The 19,513-nt window shown below is 59.4% G+C and carries 20 protein-coding genes and 1 pseudogene; 15 read left to right on the top strand and 6 right to left on the bottom strand.

Features of this window, described 5'->3' with window-relative positions; genetic code table 11:
- From BMH52_RS04695 to BMH52_RS04705, 3 genes and pseudogenes are all read left to right on the top strand, one after another.
- The coding region (locus tag BMH52_RS04695) for a ribonucleotide-diphosphate reductase subunit beta (RefSeq protein ID WP_256575720.1) at positions 1 to 694 on the top strand (694 nt) is incomplete at its 5' end.
- Between the two features lie 66 nt (positions 695 to 760).
- Positions 761 to 934, top strand: a pseudogene (locus tag BMH52_RS04700) (HNH endonuclease); the annotation flags it as partial.
- A 72-nt stretch (positions 935 to 1,006) separates the two neighbouring features.
- Positions 1,007 to 1,654 (top strand): HAD-IB family hydrolase, encoded by a 648-nt coding sequence (locus BMH52_RS04705; protein WP_020303103.1) that lies wholly within the window; start codon positions 1,007 to 1,009, stop codon positions 1,652 to 1,654.
- A gap of 91 nt (positions 1,655 to 1,745) precedes the next feature.
- Here the strand turns inward: BMH52_RS04705 and BMH52_RS04710 are convergent, their stop codons facing one another.
- Positions 1,746 to 2,705 carry a LysR family transcriptional regulator gene (locus BMH52_RS04710; RefSeq protein WP_014719606.1) on the bottom strand — a complete coding sequence of 320 codons (960 nt, stop codon included), beginning with the start codon at positions 2,703 to 2,705 and terminating at the stop codon, positions 1,746 to 1,748.
- Between the two features lie 193 nt (positions 2,706 to 2,898).
- On the opposite strand from BMH52_RS04710, the gene argH reads away from it, so the two are divergent.
- The 7 genes from argH (at position 2,899) to BMH52_RS04745 (ending at position 9,811) form a co-directional block, all read left to right on the top strand.
- Positions 2,899 to 4,326 (top strand): argininosuccinate lyase, encoded by a 1,428-nt coding sequence (gene argH / locus BMH52_RS04715; protein ID WP_072435206.1) that lies wholly within the window; start codon positions 2,899 to 2,901, stop codon positions 4,324 to 4,326.
- Positions 4,327 to 4,487: 161 nt separating this feature from the next.
- Entirely contained in the window at positions 4,488 to 5,366 is an 879-nt protein-coding gene (locus BMH52_RS04720; protein ID WP_019819278.1) for an amino acid ABC transporter permease, read from the top strand.
- 24 nt (positions 5,367 to 5,390) lie between these two features.
- Positions 5,391 to 6,155, top strand: coding sequence for an amino acid ABC transporter ATP-binding protein (locus BMH52_RS04725; protein WP_003193648.1), 765 nt, complete (start codon positions 5,391 to 5,393; stop codon positions 6,153 to 6,155).
- 25 nt (positions 6,156 to 6,180) lie between these two features.
- Positions 6,181 to 7,002: an ABC transporter substrate-binding protein gene (locus BMH52_RS04730; protein WP_014719608.1), complete on the top strand. Its 822-nt coding sequence runs from the start codon at positions 6,181 to 6,183 to the stop codon at positions 7,000 to 7,002.
- A 163-nt stretch (positions 7,003 to 7,165) separates the two neighbouring features.
- A complete protein-coding gene (locus BMH52_RS04735) occupies positions 7,166 to 8,335 on the top strand; it encodes an MFS transporter (protein ID WP_073843040.1) in 1,170 nt (389 codons plus the stop codon).
- A 54-nt stretch (positions 8,336 to 8,389) separates the two neighbouring features.
- Complete coding sequence (locus BMH52_RS04740) at positions 8,390 to 9,340, top strand: hypothetical protein (protein WP_073843042.1); 951 nt, start codon at positions 8,390 to 8,392, stop codon at positions 9,338 to 9,340.
- Positions 9,341 to 9,430: 90 nt separating this feature from the next.
- Positions 9,431 to 9,811 carry a transcriptional regulator gene (locus BMH52_RS04745; protein WP_072435202.1) on the top strand — a complete coding sequence of 127 codons (381 nt, stop codon included), beginning with the start codon at positions 9,431 to 9,433 and terminating at the stop codon, positions 9,809 to 9,811.
- Positions 9,812 to 9,921: 110 nt separating this feature from the next.
- Here the strand turns inward: BMH52_RS04745 and BMH52_RS04750 are convergent, their stop codons facing one another.
- The 3 genes from BMH52_RS04750 to BMH52_RS04760 form a co-directional block, all read right to left on the bottom strand.
- A complete protein-coding gene (locus BMH52_RS04750) occupies positions 9,922 to 11,367 on the bottom strand; it encodes an amidase family protein (protein ID WP_073843063.1) in 1,446 nt (481 codons plus the stop codon).
- Between the two features lie 231 nt (positions 11,368 to 11,598).
- Positions 11,599 to 12,219: a hypothetical protein gene (locus BMH52_RS04755; RefSeq protein ID WP_256575721.1), complete on the bottom strand. Its 621-nt coding sequence runs from the start codon at positions 12,217 to 12,219 to the stop codon at positions 11,599 to 11,601.
- A gap of 182 nt (positions 12,220 to 12,401) precedes the next feature.
- Positions 12,402 to 13,460, bottom strand: a complete 1,059-nt coding sequence (locus BMH52_RS04760; RefSeq protein ID WP_014719614.1) for an MBL fold metallo-hydrolase — start codon at positions 13,458 to 13,460, stop codon at positions 12,402 to 12,404.
- Positions 13,461 to 13,582: 122 nt separating this feature from the next.
- On the opposite strand from BMH52_RS04760, the gene BMH52_RS04765 reads away from it, so the two are divergent.
- From BMH52_RS04765 to BMH52_RS04775, 3 genes are all read left to right on the top strand, one after another.
- Complete coding sequence (locus BMH52_RS04765) at positions 13,583 to 14,212, top strand: TetR/AcrR family transcriptional regulator (RefSeq protein WP_014719615.1); 630 nt, start codon at positions 13,583 to 13,585, stop codon at positions 14,210 to 14,212.
- Between the two features lie 186 nt (positions 14,213 to 14,398).
- Positions 14,399 to 15,457, top strand: coding sequence for a diguanylate cyclase (locus BMH52_RS04770; RefSeq protein WP_072435200.1), 1,059 nt, complete (start codon positions 14,399 to 14,401; stop codon positions 15,455 to 15,457).
- 263 nt (positions 15,458 to 15,720) lie between these two features.
- A complete protein-coding gene (locus BMH52_RS04775) occupies positions 15,721 to 17,040 on the top strand; it encodes a PAS domain-containing methyl-accepting chemotaxis protein (protein ID WP_073843065.1) in 1,320 nt (439 codons plus the stop codon).
- A gap of 25 nt (positions 17,041 to 17,065) precedes the next feature.
- Here BMH52_RS04775 and BMH52_RS04780 read toward each other — a convergent pair whose 3' ends face one another.
- On the bottom strand, positions 17,066 to 17,950 hold the full coding sequence (locus tag BMH52_RS04780) for a LysR family transcriptional regulator (RefSeq protein WP_014719618.1): 885 nt from the start codon (positions 17,948 to 17,950) through the stop codon (positions 17,066 to 17,068).
- 80 nt (positions 17,951 to 18,030) lie between these two features.
- On the opposite strand from BMH52_RS04780, the gene BMH52_RS04785 reads away from it, so the two are divergent.
- The gene (locus tag BMH52_RS04785) at positions 18,031 to 18,738 is read left to right on the top strand and encodes a CTP synthase (protein WP_014719619.1); all 708 of its coding nucleotides are present in this window, start codon (positions 18,031 to 18,033) and stop codon (positions 18,736 to 18,738) included.
- Positions 18,735 to 19,055 carry an antibiotic biosynthesis monooxygenase gene (locus BMH52_RS04790; RefSeq protein ID WP_019819298.1) on the top strand — a complete coding sequence of 107 codons (321 nt, stop codon included), beginning with the start codon at positions 18,735 to 18,737 and terminating at the stop codon, positions 19,053 to 19,055. Before BMH52_RS04785 ends, BMH52_RS04790 begins: the two co-directional genes overlap by 4 nt.
- 130 nt (positions 19,056 to 19,185) lie before the next feature.
- Here the strand turns inward: BMH52_RS04790 and BMH52_RS04795 are convergent, their stop codons facing one another.
- Positions 19,186 to 19,509 (bottom strand): DUF2025 family protein, encoded by a 324-nt coding sequence (locus BMH52_RS04795; RefSeq protein WP_014719621.1) that lies wholly within the window; start codon positions 19,507 to 19,509, stop codon positions 19,186 to 19,188.
- Positions 19,510 to 19,513 lie beyond the last annotated feature (4 nt).

A 19,513-nucleotide genomic window follows, 5' to 3' on the forward strand; every position in this document is an offset into this window, starting at 1 on the left:
TCTGTGTTTGTACTCTTCTCGTGTTTGTTCTACGCTGTTGCTGTGTTTTTGCTCGCAGATGACGGCATCCGAGATCCATTACCGTCTCGTGGGCATCGGAGTGGTCTATAAGAGACAGGGCCTGAAGTACACCCGCTCGATCTCCGATCCGAAGTTCGAAACCGGCACCGTCGACACCGACAAAGAGCTGCTGCGCAACCTGGTCGCCTACTACTGCGTGCTGGAAGGCATCTTCTTCTACTGCGGCTTCACCCAGATCCTGTCCATGGGCCGCCGCAACAAGATGACCGGCGTGGCCGAGCAGTTCCAGTACATCCTGCGCGATGAGTCGATGCACCTGAACTTCGGTATCGACGTGATCAACCAGATCAAAATCGAAAACCCACACCTGTGGGATGCCGAGATGAAGGAAGAAGCGACCCAGATGATTCTGCAGGGTACGCAGCTGGAGATCGAATACGCTCGCGACACCATGCCGCGTGGGGTGCTGGGCATGAACGCGGCGATGATGGAGGATTACCTCAAGTTCATCGCGAACCGTCGCCTGTCGCAGATCGGCTTGAAGGAAGAGTACCCAGGCACGACTAACCCGTTCCCGTGGATGAGCGAGATCATGGACTTGAAGAAAGAGAAGAACTTCTTCGAGACCCGTGTGATCGAGTATCAGACCGGCGGCGCGTTGAGCTGGGATTGATCCGGACTAAGCGCTAAAGGAAGCCCTGGCATGTTCAGGGCTTTTTTTCGTCGGTAAAAAAGGAATTTGCTATTTCTTGAAGTACATCACCTCAAGCACCTGGCCCGGAAGGGTTCGGATCGCCCCCCCAATGCTGTAGCCTTGTGCCCCAATTGCCATCAGCGTTGTCACCGGTCAAGCGCTCGGGAAGCTTTCACCGAAGAGCTTTACGCCAAGATCGGAAGATTGGCACGGGAGTAGACTCCTGCTGTCACAGCTGATGCCCGCTTGAAAACTATCAGATAGGATCGAGGCCAACCCGTGAACCCAGACATGCTCGAAGCCGGCCCCGCAGACGCCAAAGTACTTTCCGTCTTTGACTTCGACGGCACCCTCACCCACCACGACAGTTTCGTGCCCTTCCTCAAGTTTGCCTTTGGCCCCGGCGAGTTTTATGGCCGGATGGTCAAGCTGGCGCTGCCGGGGCTGCGGTTTTTGGTGCGGCAGATCAGCCGGGATGAGTTGAAGGCGCAGTTGATTCGCACCTTTATGACCGGGGTGGAGAAGGCTTGGGTTCAGCAGCAAGCGCAGGAATATTGCCAGGCGCGCTGGAGCAAGTTGATGCGCCCGAGCGGTTTGCAGTCGGTAGCGGATGAGGTGAAGTCCGGGGCGGTGGTGACGCTGTGTTCGGCGTCGCCGGCGTTGGTGTTGCAGCCGTTTGCCGACCGGCTTGGCATCCGCTTGATCGGTACTGAGCTTGAGGTGGTGGATGGGGTGCTGACCGGCAAGCTCACCGGGAATAATTGCCGTTGTGAGAATAAGGTGCTGCGGCTTGAGGCGGTGTATGGGGACCTGGGGGAGTATCGGCTCAGGGCCTGGGGCGATACGCGTGGGGATCGGGAGTTGTTGGCGGCGGCGCAGGATGCGCATTTTCGGCATTTTCATGCGAAGAAGAAAAAGCGGGCTCGGTTGCAGCGGTGATGCGGGTGGGTGGGGTTGGCGGGAGACTGAGGCGATCCCTTCGCAGCCTCGCTGGGGCTCGACAGCTCCCACATTTGAGCTTTGTTGAGGCTTAGGCCGACGTCTTCAAGTCTACACCCAGCGCTGTGGCGAAGGCTTTTACCATCGGGCTTCTCGGCGCGTTGTGGCGCAGGATCAGGTTGAACGCGGTGCTTAAATGAACCTGCTCTGGGCACAGTGCGCGCAGGCGCCCTTCCCTTACCAGTGGCGTGGCGTAGTGTTCTGGCAGAAAGCCCAGGAAGCGGCCGGTGAGGATCAGGATGGCGACGGCTTCCACTTGTGAAGCCGAGGCGGACTGGCTGTCGTGGCTGACGAAGTTGGCCTTGTCGCGATGGATCGCATACCGATGGTTGACCACTTCGTATTGGCGAAGAGCGTCGGGGGTGATGTCGCTCGCAGTGAACAAGGGATGCCCTACGGCGCAGTAGGCGTGGGCCTTTTCTTCGTAGAGTGGGAAGTAGTCGAATTCTTCACGGCGTTGGTACACCGGGACGATGCCGGCGACCAGTCGCCCTTCCACTACCCCACGTTCAACTTCGTCCAATTGCGAGGCGTGTAGGCGCAATCTTATTTTTGGCGATTGGCGATGTAAGTTGCCCAGGGCGGTAATCAGTGGGGAACTAACGTCGGAGACGGTGTTATCGATAACGCCCACACTCAGGTCGCCGATGAGTTCATTCTGCGCCGAACTAAGCTTGTCGCGAAAACTGTCCACCGAGGTAAATAACTCGATGGATGCTTGATACACCAACTTGCCTTCTTCGGTCAGCCCGAACCCTTCGCGGCCCCGTGTGCACAGGCGCATGCCGATGCGAATCTCGAGATCGGAGATCTGTTTGCTGATGGCCGCCAGGCCCACGTTCAGCTCGTTTTGCGCGGCACTGAAGCCGCCGGCTTCGACCACGGCCATAAATACCCGCAACAATTTAAAGTCCAGCCCGCTCAGTTGCAGCGGCGCTCGTGTGCCGGGTTTTGGCGGCAGGTTTCCAGAAGTGGAAAGTGGGGTTTCCATAATGCGCGTTGACCTCGAGTGCCATATTCAACAGGCTTGAACCCAATCCTTGAACATAGCCAGGCGGCGATAATGAACATAAACATCCGCCCTTGGCAACCTTGAATACGACGCGTCAGACGTCGGTTCTACACCGATAAACTTCTGTTGAAACTGCCTCCGACTCTTCTAAAAACAAGCGTGAGGAACACCCATGTCCCAGCCCACCGACCGCCTTTGGGGCGCTCGTTTCAAGACCGGTCCGTCTGCGGCGTTGGCCGCGTTGTCGCGTTGCCCTGAGCGCTATTTTCGCCTCACGCCCTACGACCTGGCCGGCTCCCGCGCCCATGCCCGTGAGTTGCAGCGCGCCGGTTTGCTGGATGAATCGGAAACCCTGCGCACCCTCGAAGCCCTGGACCGTATCGGTGAGGATTTCGCCGCCGGTCGCCTGCATCCCACCCTGGATGACGAGGACGTACACACCTTTATCGAACGCGTATTGACCGAGCGCCTCGGTGCCCTGGGCGGCAAGTTGCGCGCCGGACGCTCGCGCAATGACCAGACGGCCAATGATCTGCGCCTGTTCCTGCGTGACCATGCACGCACCATCGCCACTGAGGTGTTGGGCCTGCAGCAGGCGTTGGTTGAACAGGCCGAGCAACATGTGCAGAGCATCTGCCCGGGCTTCACCCATTTGCAGCAGGCGCAACCCATTGTGTTTGCCCATCATTTGCTGGCTCACGCGCAGTCGATGCTGCGCGATGTGCAGCGCCTGGTGGATTGGGATGCGCGTACGGCCCTGTCGCCGTTGGGCGCGGCAGCGATGGCAGGTTCGGCGATAGCACGTCAGCCGCAGCACTCGGCCAAGGAAATGGGCTACACCGGGCCATGCGAAAACTCCATCGACGCTGTCGCCAGCCGTGACCATGTGGCGGAGTTCCTGTTTGTGGCGGGCATGCTCGGGGTGAATATTTCGCGGCTGTCTGAGGAGTTTTGCCTGTGGTCGTCGCGCCAGTTTCGCTGGGTAGTGCTAGACGACGCCTACGCCACCGGCAGTTCGATCATGCCGCAGAAAAAGAACCCGGACATTGCCGAACTGGCGCGGGGCAAGGCCGGGCGTTTGATCGGCAACCTGACCGGGCTGATGTCGACGCTCAAGTCGTTGCCACTGTCGTACAACCGCGATTTGAGTGAAGACAAGCACAGCGTGTTGGACAGTGTGGACACCTTGCTGCTGGTGTTGCCGGCGATGGCCGGGATGGTGGCGACCATGAAGGTGCAGGTAGAGGAGCTACGACGCCAGGCACCGATGGGCTTTACCTTGGCGACTGAGGTGGCGGATTGGTTGGCCACCCGTGGTGTGCCGTTCAAGGAGGCCCATGAGATTACCGGCGCGCTGGTGCAGGCCTGTGAGCAGCATGAGATTGAGTTGTGGCAAGCCTCACCGGCGATGTTGGCCGAGGTGGATGGGCGGCTCACCCCGGACGTGCGTGATTGCCTGACCCTGGAGGCGGCGATTGCGGCGCGCAGTGGGTGGGGTGGTACGGCGCCGGAGCGGGTGAAGGAGCAGATTGGGCGGTTGAAGATGGCGTTGGCGGCTCAGCAAAAGTGGACTGAAAGTTATCAAGGATTTCGGATTTAAGCCGGTGACGATCGTTCCCACGCACTGCGTGGGAATGCATCCCGTGACGCTCCGCGTCGTCACGTTACGCGCCAACGGCGGGACGCGGAGCGTCCGAGGCGGCGTTCCCACGCGGAGCGTGGGAACGATCACGCATCAAGAATAAATTTTGGAGTAGCAACATGAATCAAACCCCGGCCGAGCGCTTGGAAGCCGAGCGCAAGTTGTCTGAAAACCAGTTCGATATCACGCAGTACGAGCATGTGCCGCGGCGGTATTACGGGCGGATGTTTTTTGCCACGTTGATCGTGATTGTGTTGGCTGCGCTGTTGCGCGCGTTTGCCAATGGCCAGATCGAATGGTCCTACATTGGCCAGTTCCTTACGTCGCAAGCCATCCTCTGGGGCCTGGTGAACACCATCGTCATGTCGATCCTGGCGATGGCATTGGGCGTGGTGATCGGCGTGATCACGGCGATCATGCGCATGTCGGCCAACCCGATCCTGCGTTACGTAGCCATCACCTACACCTGGTTGTTTCGCGGTACACCGCTGATTTTGCAATTGTTGCTGTGGTTCAACCTGGCGTTGATCTTCCCGGTGATCGCGATTCCGGGCCTGTTCAGCATCGACACCGTCGACCTGATGACGCCCTTCGTAGCCGCCCTGCTCGGCTTGAGCATCAACCAGGGCGCCTACACCGCTGAAGTGGTGCGTGCCGGCTTGCTGTCGGTGGACACCGGCCAATACGAGGCGGCCAAGTCCATCGGCATGCCGAGCCTGCAGGCGCTGCGCAGGATCATTCTGCCGCAGGCCATGCGCGTGATCATCCCGCCCGTAGGCAACGAGTTCATCAGCATGGTGAAAATGACCAGCCTGGCCAGTGTCATCCAGTATTCGGAACTGCTGCACAACGCGCAAAACATCTACTACGCCAACGCCCGGGTGATGGAGCTGCTGATTGTGGCGGGCATCTGGTACCTGGCGGTGGTGACTGTTCTTTCATTTGGTCAAAGCCGCCTCGAGCGTCGTTTTGCCCGCGGCGCCGGCAAGCGTTCGTAAGCCTGGGTTGAGGAGATTTGCCCCATGAGAAGCATCGTCAAGGCTGTCAACCTGAACAAGTATTACGACCAGTATCACGCCCTGCGTGACATCAATATCGAGGTCGAGCAAGGCGAGGTGATGTGCATCATCGGCCCGTCCGGCTCGGGCAAAAGTACCCTGCTGCGTTGCGTCAACCAGCTGGAAAAGATCGACAAGGGCGGCCTGTGGGTCGACGGCGAACTGGTCGGTTATCGGGTAGTCGGCAACAAGCTGCACGAGATGAACGAAGCGCAGATCGCCCGCCAGCGCCTGGCCACCGGCATGGTGTTCCAGCGTTTCAATTTGTTCCCGCACATGACCGTGTTGCAAAACATCATCGAAGGCCCGTGCCAGGTGCTCAAGCGCTCGCCCAAGGAAGCCATCGAAGACGCGCTGGAACTGCTGGCCCGCGTTGGCCTGGCGGACAAGCGCAATGCTTACCCGGTGGAGTTGTCCGGTGGCCAGCAACAGCGTGTGGCAATCGCCCGTGCCTTGGCGATGCGCCCCAAGTTGATGCTGTTTGACGAACCCACATCAGCCCTCGACCCGGAGCTGGTAGGCGAAGTGCTGTCGGTGATGCGCGATTTGGCCACCACCGGCATGACCATGATCGTGGTCACCCATGAATTGGGCTTCGCTCGCGAAGTGTCCAACCGCATGGTGTTTATGGACGCCGGCCAGATTGTGGAAGCCGGCAGCCCGGAAGACATTCTAATAAGCCCACAAAACCCGCGTACCCAAAGCTTTATTTCTGCCGTTCGCACTTAACTAAAAAACTAACGAGAACGCCCCCATGAAGAAGATGTTTATCCCTACCTTGCTTGCAGGCCTGATTGCCTCCTCATGTGTATTCGCGGCCTTGCCGCAAGCCATCAAGGACAAGGGTGAGATCAGCGCGGCCATCGTGCCGAACTACCCGCCGATGGACTTCAAGGACCCGGCCACCAACACACTCACCGGCTTTGATTTCGACCTGGGCAACGCCCTGGCCGAGCGACTGGGCGTGAAGATCAAATGGCAGGAAACCGGCTTCGAACAAATGCTCAGCGGCCTGACCACCAAGCGCGTCGACATCGTGCTGTCAGGCATGACCGACACCGCCGAGCGCCAGAAAGCCGTGACCTTCATCGACTACTTCACCAGCGGCCCGCAGCTGTACACCCTGGCCAAGCGCGAAGAGATCAAGGAATTGACCGACCTGTGCGGTAAAAAAGTCGGCACCAGCCGCCGCACCACCTGGCCGTCGGAAATTACCGCCTGGAGCAAGGCAAACTGCGAGGCGGCGGGTAAGCCGGCAATCGTGGTGATCGGCACCGAAGGCTCGGCGGATGCGCGGGCGCAGTTGCAGCAGAACCGCCTGGATGCGGCGATGCAGGGCAGCGAGACCATTCCTTATTTGATGTCGCTGGACAAGGGCAAGTACAAGCCGGTGGGGCTGGCGATTTCCAAGCAATTCACCGGGCTTGGGATTGAGAAGAGCAATACCGAGTTGGTCATGGCGATCAGTGAGGCGTTGCAAGACATGATTGATGACGGGACTTACGGCAAGATCCTGAAGAAGTGGGATCTGGAACAAGGTGCGGTAGAAAAAATCACCATCAACTCTGGCCAATAACGCCATCGAATGTGGGAGCTGGCTTGCCTGCGATAACGGTGGGTCAGCTAAAACAATGTTGGCTGTTACTCCGCTATCGCAGGCAAGCCAGCTCCCACACTCAATCTGCGTTCGCTGGTGATCTGAGTCGTGTAGGTAAGAATCACAAGGAGCCCACCCCACCGTGGCCACCTACTCCCTGGTAATCCGTCGCCTGATGATCTGCTCGGTGACCATCGTGGTCAGCCGTGCCATGACCAGCCCATTGCTGGCCCTCTGGCTGAGCACACGCCTGGGCCTCAACCAGCAGGACATCGGCCTGCTGATGGGGGTCGCGGTGTTCATCGCCACGCTCATGGGGTTGTATGGCGGCTACATCATCGATCGCCTGGAAAAGCGCAAACTGCTGATCCTGGCCATGCTCTCCAGCTCCATCGGTTTTTTGTTGCTGACCTTTGCCAGCAACCTCTACCTCACCACGCTGACCCTTGTTGTGACTGAAGCCGCGTCGGCGCTGTTCCTGATCGGCTCCAAGGCGATCATCAGCGAAAACCTGCCGGTGGGTGAGCGCGCCAAGGTGTTTTCCCTGCGCTACACCCTGACCAATGTCGGCTATGCCACGGGCCCGATGTTGGGCGTAGTGATTGCCGGCCAATTGCCGTGGGCACCGTTTTTGATCGCCAGCGCCATTGCCTTTGGCAGCCTGTTCCTGATGATCGGCATTGCGCCGACCCAGCGCGACGACAGTCATAAGCCTCAGAGTTTCCTCAGCACCCTGCGCATCTTGCGCAGCGACCGCACGCTGATCCTCTTCACCAGCGGCAGCCTGTTGAGCACCATCGTCCATGGGCGCTACACCCTTTATCTGTCGCAGTTTTTGCTGGTGGCCTACACCCCCGACCAGGCACTGAAAATTCTGTCTGCGGTGCTCGCCTGCAACGCCGTCACCGTGATTTTGATGCAGTACCAAATCGGCCGATTTCTCAAGCGCGAGCAATTGCGCCATTGGATCGTGCTGGGCACCCTGCTGTTTATTGTCGGGTTGGTCGGCTTCAGCCAGGCGCACAGTCTGCTGACCTGGTGCCTGGCGATGTTTGTGTTCACCTTGGGCGAGATGATCATCTATCCCTCAGAGTTCCTGTTTATCGACACCATCGCGCCGGATGCACTACGGGGCAGTTATTACGGGGCACAGAACCTGGCCGCGTTTGGCGGGGCCATGAGCCCGGTGATTTGCGGCTATCTGCTGATCAATGCGGCGCCCACCAGCATGTTCTTTGCCTTGGCCGCACTCACGGCCATGGGCGGCACCCTGTGTTTCTTGAGCGGGCGACGCGTGGCAGGTTCTTGCTGATATTTACGCAAGATCCGGCTATTAATAGCCAAACCTCTGAAGGACCCGAGCCCCATGAAATTCGACACGGCCTACAGCCTGAGTCTCGACGACAAGGTGTCGATCTATGACATACGAGACCTGAATTTCGACGAAACCACCGCGTTCGATTCCGACAAGGACAGCTTCCTGTGCCCCAACGACGCCTGCCGCGCGGCGTTCGATAGCACCAATGCGTTGAGCACTTTCAACGCCAAGAACGTCAACTACCTGCGCACGCCGCACTTCAAGAACAAACCCGGCACGCGGCATATCGACGGCTGCCGCTATGCCGGCAGCCATAAACCTGCGACGGGTGAAAATGACGACGAGCGTGAGGAAAATTTCCCATCGGAATTTGTGCTGACGCGGCGACTGTACGCGCCTAAAACGCCGGTAGTCGGCACCGCTGGAAGCGTCCTTCAGGAGCCGACGAAAGCGCCCGCAAACCGCGCTACCACCTCTTCTAGCAGCAATGACTCGATCCCGGACAAAACCAGCGTATTCGCACACCCGGTGGAGTGCTACGTGTCCAACATCGATGACAAGGACAAGCTCAAGGCCATGCCTTTGAAGATCGGTGAGCACGCGGCGACCTACTGGGCATTCTTCAAGAGGATCGAATACCTGCAAGACAACCAGGGTTTGATTTACTGGGGCAAGATCAAGACCATCAAGGACTACACCAGCAGTTTTCGCATCGACTTCGAAAAGAAGGTGTGGCTCGACAGGAAGCCTTATTCGGTGAACGTCTACCTGAGCAAAAAGCTCATCGAAAACTACCGCAAGCGCACGGCATTCCTGGAGCAGATCAAGGCGGCGGCCAGCAGTGAACGGTCGCTGTATTGCTTTTTCTATGGGGTCACGCCGCAGCTTGTGCAGGTGCCCAGCCAGAAAAACCCCGAGCAGACGTTCGGGGTATTCAGCGCCAGGATCGAGAATCTGGATCACCTGATTATTCGTGAGGCACCGGGGCTGGAATCATAAGGGGTTGCAACGCCAGTGGATGAGCGGTAGAAACAACTGTACAAAAACACAGTATAGTTGCACCTCCCCTGTCGAACCTGGAGAAACCCCATGTCCTCTCTGGCAATGAGTTCTTTCGTAGAACAACAGATCGTCCTGCATCAATTCACCGCCAAACACTGCGCGCAGGCGCGCGTCATGCTGGGCTGGAGCCGCGAAGCGCTGGCTCGCCAGGCTGGCGTGGCGGTGCAAGCCATTGAACAATTGGAAGACCACGGCGACGTGGACGATGAAACCCGTTTGATCCTGGCGTTTCGCCTGGAGGCCGAGGGGCTGGTGTTTTTCCCGGGGTTCGCACCGGGGTGGGGGATGAGTGCGCGTCGGTTTGATACCGCCGCAGCGCAACCTTCTGCACAAGGCCTCATCTCCCGATTGATGGGTTCAACCACCGCAACCATTGACTCACAAACGCTTCAATCCAATGGTGCGTAGAGCCCAGGCGTGTCCCTGGGCACCTCAATGGTTTCAAATGTACTTGTAGCGGTCGATTGAACCCTAGCACAACCTCTGCGACGCAGCTGTCTGCAGAGGCTGATTCAAACTCAAGTTTCAGTAATCTCAACCACGTCATCTGTACTGACAGGTGTCGGTGTGAAGGGAGCACCTGGGAGAAAAGCCGGTTTTTGAATGGCTTGTGAGGCTTGTTCATAACCATAGGCGACTGACAGCAAGGTGGCTTCACTGTTGGCGGAGCCATACACGTAAAGTGCCGTGGGCATGCCTTCCTCATCCATGCCTGACGGAACGGATATGCCTGGGTACCCGGCCGCTGCACTGAAAAAATAATTGTGGGACTGGAAGTTCGACACCATGGCGTCGAGCTTGTGCTCCTTCATGGGGTCATCAATGGTTTTCTGAAATATAGGAAGGATGGCTTCCCACAGCGCATCGCGTTTTTCCTGGGTGGTTTCCAGCTCATTGATCATTTCCAGCAGTTTCTGGTCAGGCTCACCAGGTTTCTGGGTGCGGTTGATAAAAACAATCAGCTCAGAGAGTGACTTGACCGGCAAACCTTCCCGTCCAGCCAGGTAGTCTTCCAGCTGTTGCTTGACCTCCGAGAACAGCACCTCGTTATAAACCTCATAGGCTTGATCGGAGACGCCAGCATCCAACCGCTGCATCGGCACCAGAATCGCCCCCTGGGCCTTCATCACTTCGAGCGCCGCCTCATAGTGCTTGCGGTCTGCCCGCTTGGCTGGGTCCTTGGCCTCCTCTACGGACAGCTCAGGTAAAGGGGTGTAGCCAATTCGCTTGCCCTTCAAGGCATCGGAGCGCAGACCCTTGGTGTAGGCAGTGGTCTCGGTCATTGCGTTAAGCGCTTCTGTAGCATCACAGATATTGCGAGTGAACGTCCCCACCGCGTCCATGCGGGTACTGGTCATGACGCCTTCGGTACTGACCAGGCCCGTTGTTGTTTTCAGGCCAAACACACCATTGTAGGCGGCAGGGGTGATGATCGATCCGTTGGTTTCCAACCCCAATGCCACAGGCACATGCCCTTGGGCGACCGCCACTGCCGAACCTGAACTCGACCCCGCCACCGGCCCTCCGAGTCGATGGGGGTTAAGCGTCTGACCACCTCGGGAGCTCCAGCCATCCGCAGGTGAAAGTGAGCGAAAGTTGGAGAACTCACTCATATTGGTTTTCCCCACGATCACTACTCCGTGCTTCAACAAATTCTCGACAACCTTGGCGGTTTTAGTGGCCGGCGCGCCCACCAAGGCCTTCGAACCTGCACTGGTCTGCATGCGGTCATTGGTTTCAAAGACATCCTTGAGCGCTATCGGCACGCCATGCAAGTACCCGCGTACGCGGCCATTGGCACGTTCCTGATCGCGGGCCTTCGCCTCCCTCATGGCATCCGGGTTGGTTTCCAAAAACGCATTGCCGCCCTGTAGCCCACGATCAATATTGGCAATTTGTTTGAGCGAGTCCTTCAACAGCGACTCTGAGGTGACGCCGCCTCCTTGGGCCATCTCCGCTGACATCTGGCAGGCACTCTTGAAACCTTGCACCGGGTTTGAAAGCTCCTGAAGCAGGCCCGTGGCCCATCCACCTGCCGAAACTGGTCCGATCATGAAGTGCCCCTCTGTTTGACTGAGTGTGAGAGCTATCGGTCGATAGCGCCGCACCAGTCTAAGAGCCGACCACCCACCACTATTTCAGGCGAATCCTGCCACTGCGTCCTACCCTTCGCAGCCCGATGTAGGCATCAATACCTACGGCCGCAGCACGCGGTAAGCTCGTACCAGTGCCGCCAAGCGATCACCCGCCCAGCGCGCACCGTAAAACCAGACCTTGGAGCCGTCTTCCAGGGTTTCACACATACTGGGGTAGCCGCTTTTACAGGCGTGATGAAAGGCGGCTTCGGGATCCTCTGACACCAAGGCATCAAGGCGAAGACCTACCACCAGCTCGTCGATTTCATGACAAGCCTGCTGACAATCACCGCTGCGCTGCATATCCACTGCCACGCATTGCGCACCAGCCTGGCGCAGGGTGTCGAAGACTCGGTTCAAGGCCGCACTGCGTGCGACCCGTTCAACCTGCTTGCCCTGCACATAATGCTCGGCATAGCCGATACGATATCCCGTCAGCGGCAGCGAGGCGGTGAAGGTGGTGTTATTCAATACCAGCGGTACCTCCACCATCACCGGTTCGGTAGGGTCAACGCCGCTGATGGCGATCAGCGATAGCGCGGGATCGCGCACCGGCCGTATATGGGGAGCCAGGGCGTTATACCCAGGTATGGGCGTGGCGCCGGCACGTTGCTCGGTGCCAAAGACAATAGAAGGGGGAGCGGCACCGGGGGGTGAAGCGGGAACGTCGACGGCGTTCATTAGCGATGGCAGCGGTTGAGCTGACGCACACGGCAAACCCATCTTCCAAAGTTTCTTACAATGGCTGTCCATCGAAACATCCTCCCGGAGATAAAATTTCCGGGGGATCATCGCACTCTCTCTTGACCTTTGTCGCAGGGCTGAAATTCGCTGAAAAGCTCTTTTCCAAACGGGCCTTTGGCTCAGCCTGCTGCGTGTTCGTTGACCGATTGAGGTTCCACTTCCAGCCACCAGGCATGCCCACGCTCAGGCTGGTTCAAGCGAAAAGCCTGGCCCATCGCCGGAGTGGTGATCGAAACATTGCGCTCCCAGGCCAGGGCCATGATGCGGTCGAAGGGCTCATGCCAGGCGTGGAAGGCCAGGTCGAAGGTGCCATTGTGAATCGGCAGCAGCCAGCGCCCTTTAAGGTCGATATGCGCCTGTAGTGTCTGCTCCGGCTGCATGTGCACATGGGGCCAATCGACATTATAAGCGCCGGTTTCCATCAGGGTCAGGTCAAACGGCCCGTATTGCTCGCCGATGCGTTTGAAACCGTCGAAATAGCCCGTATCGCCACTAAAAAAGATACGCCGCGTGTCGTCGATCATCACCCAGGAGCACCACAGGGTCTGGTTGCCATCAAACAGGCCGCGCCCGGAAAAGTGCTGGGCCGGCGTGCAGACAAAACGAACGCCATCGACCTCGGTGCCCTGCCACCATTGCAACTGGCGGACTTTGCTGGCATCCACGCCCCATTTGACCAGTGTGTCGCCCACGCCCAGGGGCGCCAGGAAGTAGCGGGTCTTTTCGGCCAATTGGACCACCGCTTTGCGGTCGAGATGGTCGTAATGATTGTGGGAAAGGATCACCGCTTCCAGCGCAGGCAGCTCTTCAAGACTGATAGGCGGCTGATGAAAACGCTTGGGGCCGGCCCAACGCAATGGCGAGGCGCGTTCGGCAAACACCGGGTCGGTGACCCAGAATTTACCGCGCATTTTCAGCAGCACGGTTGAATGGCCGAGGCGATACACGCTGTGATCAGGGGCGGCCAATAACTGCTCGCGGGTCAGTGGCTGTACCGGAATCTGCCCCACCGGCCGTGTCGTTCGCGGCTTGTTGAATAGCATGTTCCAGAAAATGCGCAGGGTCTTGCCCAAGCCACCGTGCTGCACCGGCGTGTCGTTGCTGAAGTGCCCCAGGCCCTGCTCAGCAGGCTTGGGCGCCGAGGGCGCAGGGTCGAGACGGGTTGAAATCGTAGCCATGACAAAGTGACTCCTGCGGTCCGCTCAAGTATTACACTGCACAGTGTAGTTTCTAGATTGCAACAAAATCCGGAGCAAGTAAACTGCCCGGTGTAATTTCATTGTTGAGTCGAATGCCTTCCATGACTGCCCCCAAACGCCTCACCGAGCGTAAACGCGAAGCCATCGTGGCGGCGGCGATTGCCGAATTTCGCGAGCACGGCTTCGAGGTCACCAGCATGGACAAGATCGCCGCCAGCGCTGGCGTTTCCAAGCGCACCGTGTACAACCACTTCCCCAGCAAGGAAGAACTGTTCGCCGAGATCCTCCACCAACTGTGGGCCAGCAGCGTTGCCCAACTGGACGTGATCTACACCAGTGACCGCCCACTGCGCGACCAACTACGCACGTTGCTGGAAGCGAAAATGCAGATGATGTCAGACGCCAACTTCCTCGACCTGGCACGCGTGGCCATTGCTGCCACTATCCATTCGCCGGAGCGCGCGCAAGACATGGTCAACCGCCTCAGTGCGCGGGAAGAAGGCTTTACCCAATGGGTGCGCGCCGCCCAGGAAGACGGCCGCCTCACCGGCACCGACCCGGCGTTCGCCGCCCACCAGATCCAAAGCCTGCTCAAGGCCTTTGCATTCTGGCCGCAAATCACCCTCGGCCAGCCCACCCTCGACCCTGCCACCCAGGCCCACGTCATCGAATCGGCCATCGACCTGTTCCTCGCCGGCTACGAAGCCAGCACGCAGCGCACGCCCCAGTAAGCCCTGTTGCAGGAGCGACATTTAAGGTCGTTTATGGCGTTTTTGCCCGCTGTTTTGCGCAAATGGCCTGGAAGGACACTGATTAATCCCACAGGAATAATCGACAATCCACCTTTCTTATCCGACCACCGGCTCTGCCCGCTGACGCGTGCTGTTGCACCCGCAAAAAAGTTGACCCAGGACACTATGGAAAACAGACGAGGCAAAGGGCTTTCATTTGCCAGGCGTATCTACACGCCAAGGATTATCGGCCTGGGTATCGGTAGCATCAGCGTAATCGGGGCTTTGTATCCCTTGTCGATGCCCGGTTGGGTCTGGGCGTTGCTGCTGTTCAACGGCATTGCCTGGCCGCATGTGGCGTACCTGATTTCCACTCACTCGCCATTTCCCTACCAGGCCGAACAACGCAACCTGCTGTATGACTCAGTGCTGGGCGGATTCTGGGCCGCGGCCACTCAGTTTTCGCCACTGACAGCGGTGACTATTCTGTCGATGATGGCCATGAACAACGTCGCAGCCGGTGGCAAACGCCTGTTCCTGCGCGGGTTGCTGGCACAGGCGGCCGGTATCGCGGTGGCCTGGGGCCTGTTCGGCATCAAGTTCGACCCCAGCGTCAGCCTCACCGAGGTCTACACCTGCCTGCCGATGCTGACGCTCTACCCGATGGCCATCGGCATGGTCTGTTACCAGTTGGCGATCAAACTGTCGCAACACAAACGCGCCCTCAGCGCCCTGAGCCGCATCGACAGCCTCACCGGCCTGCTCAACCATGGTTCCTGGAAAGACCTGCTGAACCTCAAGTTTCACAAGTGCCAACAGCAACACGGCCAAGCGACCATTGCTTTGATCGATATCGACCACTTCAAGCACATCAATGACGTTCATGGCCACACCGTGGGTGACGCGGTGCTGCGCCAGTTGAGCCAAGCGCTGCGCGAACACTTGCGCGAAGAAGACCTGGCCGGCCGCTATGGCGGCGATGAGTTCTGTGTGATTCTTCCGAAAATGCGCATGCAAGCCGCTGCGCAGGTAATGGAGCATCTACGCGAAACCTTCAGTCACTATCGGCATCCGCAAATCCCAGACCTGCGCGTCAGCCTGAGCATTGGCCTGGCGGATTTCCACCCGTCCTTCAAGGACGCGGTCATGTGGCTCGATGCTGCGGATCGCGCGTTGTACACCGCCAAAAACAGCGGCCGCAACCGCGTCAAGATCAGCGAATGCACGGTCGTTCATTCAGCCTGAGTTGTCTGATGACACCTCGTCCGAATCTTGCTCCGCCCACCTGCTGCAATAGCATAATGCCGCCATTGGTCGCCTGGCCAAAATAGTCCTGCCTGACGAGCGAACTTCCAGGCCGATTGATCACTCTGAGACCGTTGTTCTACCCCCCTCTGTCAGCACCAGGAAGCTGGCAATGAGCAAGTCAACCGTAAGGCCAGGGGCCCTACGGGGTCAGGCGCAAATACATGGACCCCGCATACGCTTGCATGCCCGAGCCCTCCACCATGCTATTTCACGCTCACAAGAAAACCATCAGTACCCTGCAACACAGCCTTGCCCAACAGACCAGCCTGCTGGACGCCATCGAGCGCTCCATGGCCGTGATCGAATTCGACTTGCAAGGTACCGTGCTGCGCGCCAATGACAACTTCTTCAAGACCATAGGCTACCGCGCCGAACAGATCCTGGGGCAGCCCCATCGGATGTTCTGTACCCCGGCGTTCGCCCGCAGCGCGGACTACAACCAGTTATGGACGCACCTGCGCAACGGCCAATTCCAGTCGGGCACCTTTGAACGAGTAGGCGGCAACGGCGCCTCGGTGTGGCTGGAAGCCAGCTATAACCCGGTACGGGATGAAGCGGGGAATGTAATCAAAGTGGTGAAATACGCCATGGACGTCACCCCGCGCCTGCAAGCCGAGAGCGAAGCCAACGCCAAGCTTGCAGCCATCGACCGCGCCATGGCGATGATCGAGTTCAACCTCGACGGCACCATCATCACCGCCAACGGCAATTTCCTGCAGCGCATGGGCTACAGCCTGGCGCAGATCCAGGGCAAGCATCACCGCCTGTTTTGCACGGCCGAACTGGCCAACAGTGCGGCCTACAGCGAGTTCTGGAAGCGCTTGAACCAGGGCGAGCTGTTCAATGGCCAGTTCGAGCGGGTGGATAAACACGGCCAAGTCGTGTGGCTGGAAGCCAACTACAACCCGGTGTACGACGCCAGCGGGCGCTTGTGCAAAGTGGTGAAGTTCGCCTCGGACGTCACCGCCCGCGTGCTACAGCATGCCGCTGACGCACAGAGCGCCGCCCAGGCTTATCACCTGTCGTTGAACACCCAGGAGATGGCGGAAAAAGGCGCTGAGGTGATTCAGAAGACCGCCAGCGGCATGCGTGAAATTGCCGTGGATATCGACACCTCTTCGCAACTGATCGCCAAGCTGGGCGAACGCTCGCAACAGATCACCGCCATCGTCAACACCATTCGCGGCATTGCCGACCAGACCAACCTGCTGGCCCTCAACGCCGCCATCGAAGCCGCCCGCGCCGGCGAGCAGGGACGTGGCTTTGCCGTGGTGGCCGATGAAGTGCGGCAACTGGCCGCGCGCACCAGCGGCTCCACCGCGGAAATCTCCGGCATGATCGCCATGATCCAGGACGAAACCCGCCAAGCCATCGACAGCATGGACGCCACCCGCGACCGCGCTGCCCAGGGTGTGGAACTGGCCAACCAGGCCGGCACGGTGATCCTGCAGATTCGCGAAGGTACCGGCGAGGCGGTACAAGCGGTAAGCGCGTTTGCCAATGAGCGGGGCAATCGCTGAACCCTTGGCGCTGGCTGTCTGAGGGTTAACTTCGCAGCCAGCGCACATGCCGCCCCAACTCATCAAACAGCGTCACCACCGAGCGCAACGCCCGACAATCAGGCCGCGTCAACAACCACAACGCCGTATCGTGCCCTGCCAGCGCAGGGCCCAGCGGTTGCACGCCATTCCCGACTAGAAAATCCGGCAGCGCCGCTACGCCCAACCCTGCGCGCACTAATTCGGCCACCGACTGCATGCTGTTGCACCGATAACGGAGACGCACGCCCGGCAAATACTCACGGCGCCAGGCGACGGTGGGGTGATCGGGTAAAAAATCGTCCGGCGCGATCCAGGCCAGATCGGCCCACTCATGGTCTGGGTGCAGGCGCGCATAGTCGGCACTGGCACACACCTGATACGCCACCGCCCCCAGGCAACGTCCGACAAGATGCTCCGGCGGCGCCGTGGTCAGGCGCAGGGCGATATCCGCATCGCGGCGGCTGAGGTTGGCGAAGTCATTGGAGGTGCTCAGTTCCAGGGTCAACGCCGGGTAGGCCGGCATGAACTGCGCGAGGGCCGGCAACAGCAAGCCTTGCAACACTGAGTCGGTGCAGGTCAGGCGCACGGTGCCGCTGATCACTTCACCGCCCTGTTCCACGCCAATACGCGCCGCCTCCAGCGCCTGCTCGGCACGCTCGGCCTGTTGGGCCAGGTTGCTCGCCAGGCTGGTGGGCAAATAACCGGCACGGCTTTTTTCAAACAGGGTTTGGCCCAGCGCCGCCTCCAGCCGCCGCACCGCACGGAACACCGTGGATACATCGACCCGCAGCAGCGCCGCCGCCCGCGCCAGGGTACCGCCGCGCACCAGGGCCAGGACCAATGACAGGTCGGCGTAGTCGATTTGATAGTGCGTAGCTGCATTGAACATATGGGCAAACGCCAATATTGATTGCGTGAACGCCAATCTATAGTGGGTATCAACCCACCACAAGCCATGGGACGTACACGATGCCAACCCCCGCGCTGCACCTTGCCCTGATCGGTGACTACAACCCTGATGTGACCGCCCACCAAGCCATTCCCATGGCCCTGCAACAGGCCGCCGACGCTCTGGGCCTGAGCGTCCACGTGCAATGGCTGGCCACCGACACCCTTACCTCCACTTCTGCCCTGAGCGACTTCGACGGCTTCTGGTGCGTGCCCGGCAGCCCCTATCGCGACGTCGACGGCGCCCTGCGCGCGATACGTTTTGCCCGCGAACAAGGTCGCCCTTTCCTCGGTACCTGCGGCGGTTTTCAACATGCCGTGCTGGAATATGCCCGCCATGTGCTCGGCTGGGCCGATGCCCAGCACGGCGAATTAATGCCCGATGCTGAGCGCGCTGTCATCACGCCGCTGGACTGCTCCCTGGTGGAAGTGAACGACACCGTGCGCCTGGCCGCGTACACGCGCATTGCCCAGGCCTACGGCAGCCTGGACATCCACGAGGGTTACCGTTGCCGCTACGGCATCAACCCCACCTTTGCCGACGCCCTGCTGGACGCCAACCTGATTCCCACCGGCCACGATTCGGCGGGCGATCTGCGCGCGGTGGAACTGCTCGACCACCCGTTCTTCGTCGCCACCCTGTTCCAGCCCGAACGCGCCGCACTCAAGGGCATCACGCCGCCGCTGGTGATTGCGCTGCTCAAGGCCTGCCAGGAGGTATCGGCATGATTGCCAAAACACCCGCCCCACCTTATTACGCGGTAATTTTCAGCTCGCTGCGCACCGACGCCGACCGGGGTTATGGCGAGGCCGCCACGCGCATGCTGGAACTGGCCAGGCAACAACCGGGGTTTCTTGGGGTGGAATCGGCGCGGGAGGATGGGCTGGGGATCACCGTGTCCTACTGGGCCAGCGAGGCGGCGATCCTGGCCTGGAAACAACAGGCTGAGCATCGGCAAGTGCGCGAGCAAGGGCGGGCCACTTGGTATGCGGCGTTTCACACGCGGGTGTGCAAGGTAGAGCGGGCCTACACCTTCTCCACTTGAATCACCGAACCCGGTGGGAGCTGGCTTGCCTGCGATGCAGACACCTCGGTGATGCAGTGAAACCGCAGTGAGACTATCGCAGGCAAGCCAGCTCCCACATTTGCTCGTCATCGTTAGCAATCGCGGACGCTCAGCTCACCAAACTACGCAACGCGCTGATCTGCGGGATCTCTACCCGGCGCATATACACACGCAGCGGCTCGGTGATGTTGATGCGCTCGTCGATATTCTGGTCGAGCAACAACTGCAGGCGCGCTCGGCACAGGGTCATGGTGTGGTCGGCGGCCGGCAGCCAGACGAACTCGGCCGTGGGGATGATGCCGTCATCGGCCACGTCCATGCCGAATGAGTCTTCGCTGAATCGTACGATGTACTGGCCGGTCTTGCGGTTGAGGCCGACAAAACCCTGGAGTTGGTCGGCGGCCTGGCAGATAAGCTCGGAAGTGATGCGCATGGTA

Origin of the sequence: Pseudomonas sp. BTN1, assembly GCF_001907715.1 — a bacterium.
Taxonomy (GTDB): Bacteria; Pseudomonadota; Gammaproteobacteria; order Pseudomonadales; family Pseudomonadaceae; genus Aquipseudomonas; species Aquipseudomonas paracarnis.

What these genes read in the sequence shown, in the direction of transcription:
- argH (WP_072435206.1), top strand. Translation starts at nt 2,899, where the DNA reads ATGTCCCAGCCCACCGACCGCCTTTGGGGCGCTCGTTTCAAGACCGGT.
- BMH52_RS04720 (WP_019819278.1), top strand. Translation starts at nt 4,488, where the DNA reads ATGAATCAAACCCCGGCCGAGCGCTTGGAAGCCGAGCGCAAGTTGTCT.
- BMH52_RS04790 (WP_019819298.1), top strand. Translation starts at nt 18,735, where the DNA reads ATGATTGCCAAAACACCCGCCCCACCTTATTACGCGGTAATTTTCAGC.
- BMH52_RS04770 (WP_072435200.1), top strand. Translation starts at nt 14,399, where the DNA reads ATGGAAAACAGACGAGGCAAAGGGCTTTCATTTGCCAGGCGTATCTAC.
- BMH52_RS04785 (WP_014719619.1), top strand. Translation starts at nt 18,031, where the DNA reads ATGCCAACCCCCGCGCTGCACCTTGCCCTGATCGGTGACTACAACCCT.
- BMH52_RS04730 (WP_014719608.1), top strand. Translation starts at nt 6,181, where the DNA reads ATGAAGAAGATGTTTATCCCTACCTTGCTTGCAGGCCTGATTGCCTCC.
- BMH52_RS04750 (WP_073843063.1), bottom strand. Translation starts at nt 11,367, where the DNA reads ATGTCAGCGGAGATGGCCCAAGGAGGCGGCGTCACCTCAGAGTCGCTG.
- BMH52_RS04775 (WP_073843065.1), top strand. Translation starts at nt 15,721, where the DNA reads ATGCTATTTCACGCTCACAAGAAAACCATCAGTACCCTGCAACACAGC.
- BMH52_RS04780 (WP_014719618.1), bottom strand. Translation starts at nt 17,950, where the DNA reads ATGTTCAATGCAGCTACGCACTATCAAATCGACTACGCCGACCTGTCA.
- BMH52_RS04760 (WP_014719614.1), bottom strand. Translation starts at nt 13,460, where the DNA reads ATGGCTACGATTTCAACCCGTCTCGACCCTGCGCCCTCGGCGCCCAAG.
- BMH52_RS04755 (WP_256575721.1), bottom strand. Translation starts at nt 12,219, where the DNA reads ATGAACGCCGTCGACGTTCCCGCTTCACCCCCCGGTGCCGCTCCCCCT.
- BMH52_RS04765 (WP_014719615.1), top strand. Translation starts at nt 13,583, where the DNA reads ATGACTGCCCCCAAACGCCTCACCGAGCGTAAACGCGAAGCCATCGTG.
- BMH52_RS04795 (WP_014719621.1), bottom strand. Translation starts at nt 19,509, where the DNA reads ATGCGCATCACTTCCGAGCTTATCTGCCAGGCCGCCGACCAACTCCAG.
- BMH52_RS04725 (WP_003193648.1), top strand. Translation starts at nt 5,391, where the DNA reads ATGAGAAGCATCGTCAAGGCTGTCAACCTGAACAAGTATTACGACCAG.
- BMH52_RS04745 (WP_072435202.1), top strand. Translation starts at nt 9,431, where the DNA reads ATGTCCTCTCTGGCAATGAGTTCTTTCGTAGAACAACAGATCGTCCTG.
- BMH52_RS04740 (WP_073843042.1), top strand. Translation starts at nt 8,390, where the DNA reads ATGAAATTCGACACGGCCTACAGCCTGAGTCTCGACGACAAGGTGTCG.
- BMH52_RS04705 (WP_020303103.1), top strand. Translation starts at nt 1,007, where the DNA reads ATGCTCGAAGCCGGCCCCGCAGACGCCAAAGTACTTTCCGTCTTTGAC.
- BMH52_RS04710 (WP_014719606.1), bottom strand. Translation starts at nt 2,705, where the DNA reads ATGGAAACCCCACTTTCCACTTCTGGAAACCTGCCGCCAAAACCCGGC.